Below are 2,636 nucleotides of genomic sequence, written 5' to 3'. Positions count from 1 at the left end.
CCTCATTGCGGCGCTGCCAGCTCAGCCAGAGGTGCTGGCCCTGCTGGGCGGCCTGGGCCAGGGGGCGGTCGCCCTGGTCCGCGTCAAAACCCACGCTGGTGCTTGAAAGCAGGAGCTGGCCGCGCAGCAGATCGCTGCCGCTGGCATGCCAGCTGGCTTCCAGACCGAGCACGCGGTTGCTGCGCCCGGCGCCGTAGTCGCGCTGCGAGAGCAGGCCGCCCAGGGACCAGGGCCCCTGGTGCCAGCGCCCGCGCGCAAAGCTGACCGTGGAGCCGGCCGGCTGGCGGTAGGACTCGGTGCCATAGGCATGGGCGCGCAGCAGCTCACCGCCGCCGGCATCGCGCAGCTGCATCAGGGTGGCCTGGGCATCGCTGCCGCGCCAGGTGGCGCGCAGGCCCCAATCGGGGTCGGTGATGGCGCGGGAGTAGAAGGCCGCGAGCGAGCGCAGGGAACCGCTGTCGTCCAGCTCGGCCGAGCCGGCGATGTCGGTGCTCTCCAGGAAGAAGGGCCGCTTCTCGGGCACCGAGAGCGCGAAGCGCGTGTTGCCGGCCAGCTGGGGCGTGTCCAGCTCCACCTGGGAGAAGTCGGGGTTGAGCGTGGCGTCGAGCACCCAGTCAGCGCGCGGGCGCCACTTGATCTCGGCGCCCAGGGACAGGTCTTGCTCGCGCAGCCGCCCTGCAGGGTCGCGGCTGCGGCTGGCACGCGCGGTCAGCTCGGGGCGCAGGCTCAGGAAGCTGCGCTCGCGCACCGTCTCCACCAGATCACCCAGGCCCTCCAGGGGCTGGAGCTCGGCGATGAAGTTCAGGGCTTCGTGCCTGAGCGGGGCGCTGACCAGCAAGTGGCTGGACTCGCGCGGCACGCTGCGCGTGACCATCAGGCGCCAGGGGCGTGCGCCGCAATCGGCCTGGGGCGGCGCAGCGGCCGGGCAGCTGGCATCGGGATAGCGCAGGGCGGCCAGGGGCCAGCGCAGCTCCACGCTGTAGCCGTCATCCAGGCGCCGGGTGGCGGCCTGCACCTCGAAATCCGGCGCGAAGTCCTCCACATCGTCCTCGGCGGTGAACACGCCGTCGGCCAGCACGCCCGCGGCATTGACGCGCACGAACTGGGCCGAGCGGCGCAGGCCCACCGGGTCCAGCAGCACGGCCACGAAGTCCTGGTCGCGCTTGACCTGGTCGCGGCGCGTCAGCGGTGCGCGGATGCGCTCGGGCGCGTCGTCATAGGCACGGATGCCGAAGACCAGGGCATCGCCCTGCACCCGCACCTGCACCGTGGTGCGCCAGGGCGGACGCTGGCCGTCCTCGGGCAGGAAGGTATGAAAGGCCTCGTGCACGGGCGCGCGGGCCCAGGCGGGCTCGTCCAGGGCGCCATCGATGCGCAGGCCGGCCGCCTCGGCCGCGGGCAGGCGCAGGGCCTGCGGATTGGAAGCGGCGGCGGGCAGGCTGGCGGCCAGGCACAGCAGGGCGCCCAGGGCCAGCGGGTTCAGTCGCGGGTTCATCATCATGGTCTCAGGGGCGCAGCCATGGGGCGGCGCCGCAGCTCATCACGGGCAGGCCGCGCCAGGCTTGGGGCGGGGCCGAGGTGGCAGAGGTCGCGTGAGCGCCCCTAGCAGGGGTGGAGAACCTTGAGCATGGTGATGGCCTTGTTCGGGCGGGAAAGCGTGCGCAGTGTAAGCCCGCACGGCTCGCTTCAGCTACCCGCGCGGTGCTTGCGCGGGCGCCCGGCCAGCAGCTTGTCGAACAGGGCGTTGGGCAGCAGGCGCAGCAGCTTGGCCACCACGCCCATCTGCCAGGGGATGACGCGGTAGCTGGCCCCGGCCGTGATGGCCTCGAAGGCGCGGTCGGCAAAGTCGGCCGGCTGCATCAGAAAGGGCATGCTGTAGCGGTTCTGGCGCGTCAGCGGGGTGTCGATATAGCCGGGGCAGATCGTCACGACCTTGACGCCGGAGGGCCGGCACTCGCCGCGCAGGCTCTCGCAATAGCTGATCACGGCGGCCTTGCTGGAGCAATAGGCCGCATGGCCGGGCAGGCCGCGTATGCCGGCCACGCTGGCAATGCCCACCAGGGCGCCGCTGCCGCGCGCGTTCATGGGGGCGATGAAGGGCTGGAAGGTGGCGGCCAGGCCGAGATTGTTGGTCTCGTAAATGCTGCGCATGACTTCCAGGTCTTCATAGACCGCGCTGTCGATGCCGATGCTGATGCCGGCATTGGCGATCACCACATCGGGCAGGCCCTGGGCCGCCAGACAGGCGCGGCCGGCGCCGGTGATGGCGGCGACATCGCGCACATCGGCGCCGTAGACGGCCCAGCGGCCGGCCTCCAGGCCCTGCTCGCGCGCCCAGGCCTGCAGCTCGGCCTCGCGGCGCGCCACCCGGGCCAGGCGGTAGCCGGCGCGGTAGTAGCGCAGGGCCAGGGCCTGGCCGATGCCGCTGGAGGCGCCGGTGATGAAAACCAGGGGGGCGGCGGAAACTAGAGCACTCATGGGCGGGGGCTTCGGGGGTCGATACGCGCGTGGCTGCGGCCGCCGAAGCTCAGGCGTCCGTCCAGGTGGTTGTACTCAAAGCTGCGTGCCTGGATGTCGCCACCGGCGTAGCGCAGCCGGGTGGGCAGATGGGAGCGCAGCAGCTCGCGGTTGAGAAA

General features: G+C 72.1%; 2 protein-coding genes. Both read right to left on the bottom strand.

The window, feature by feature from the left end; all coding sequences use genetic code 11:
* A partial coding sequence (locus ACK5F2_RS00230) for a DUF5916 domain-containing protein (protein ID WP_409861940.1) occupies nt 1-1,501 on the bottom strand: 1,501 nt, incomplete at its 3' end.
* A gap of 185 nt (nt 1,502-1,686) precedes the next feature.
* Complete coding sequence (locus ACK5F2_RS00225; protein ID WP_409861939.1) at nt 1,687-2,478, bottom strand: SDR family oxidoreductase; 792 nt, start codon at nt 2,476-2,478, stop codon at nt 1,687-1,689.
* Between the last annotated feature and the right edge of the window lie 158 nt (nt 2,479-2,636).

The organism is Roseateles sp. (assembly GCF_046300915.1).
Taxonomy (GTDB): Bacteria; Pseudomonadota; Gammaproteobacteria; order Burkholderiales; family Burkholderiaceae_C; genus Kinneretia.
This window is presented reverse-complemented; position numbering and strand designations above follow the sequence as displayed.

Bases quoted from the DNA above. Each gene is read 5' to 3' on its own strand.
- ACK5F2_RS00225 (WP_409861939.1), bottom strand. From the start codon at position 2,478: ATGAGTGCTCTAGTTTCCGCCGCCCCCCTGGTTTTCATCACCGGCGCC.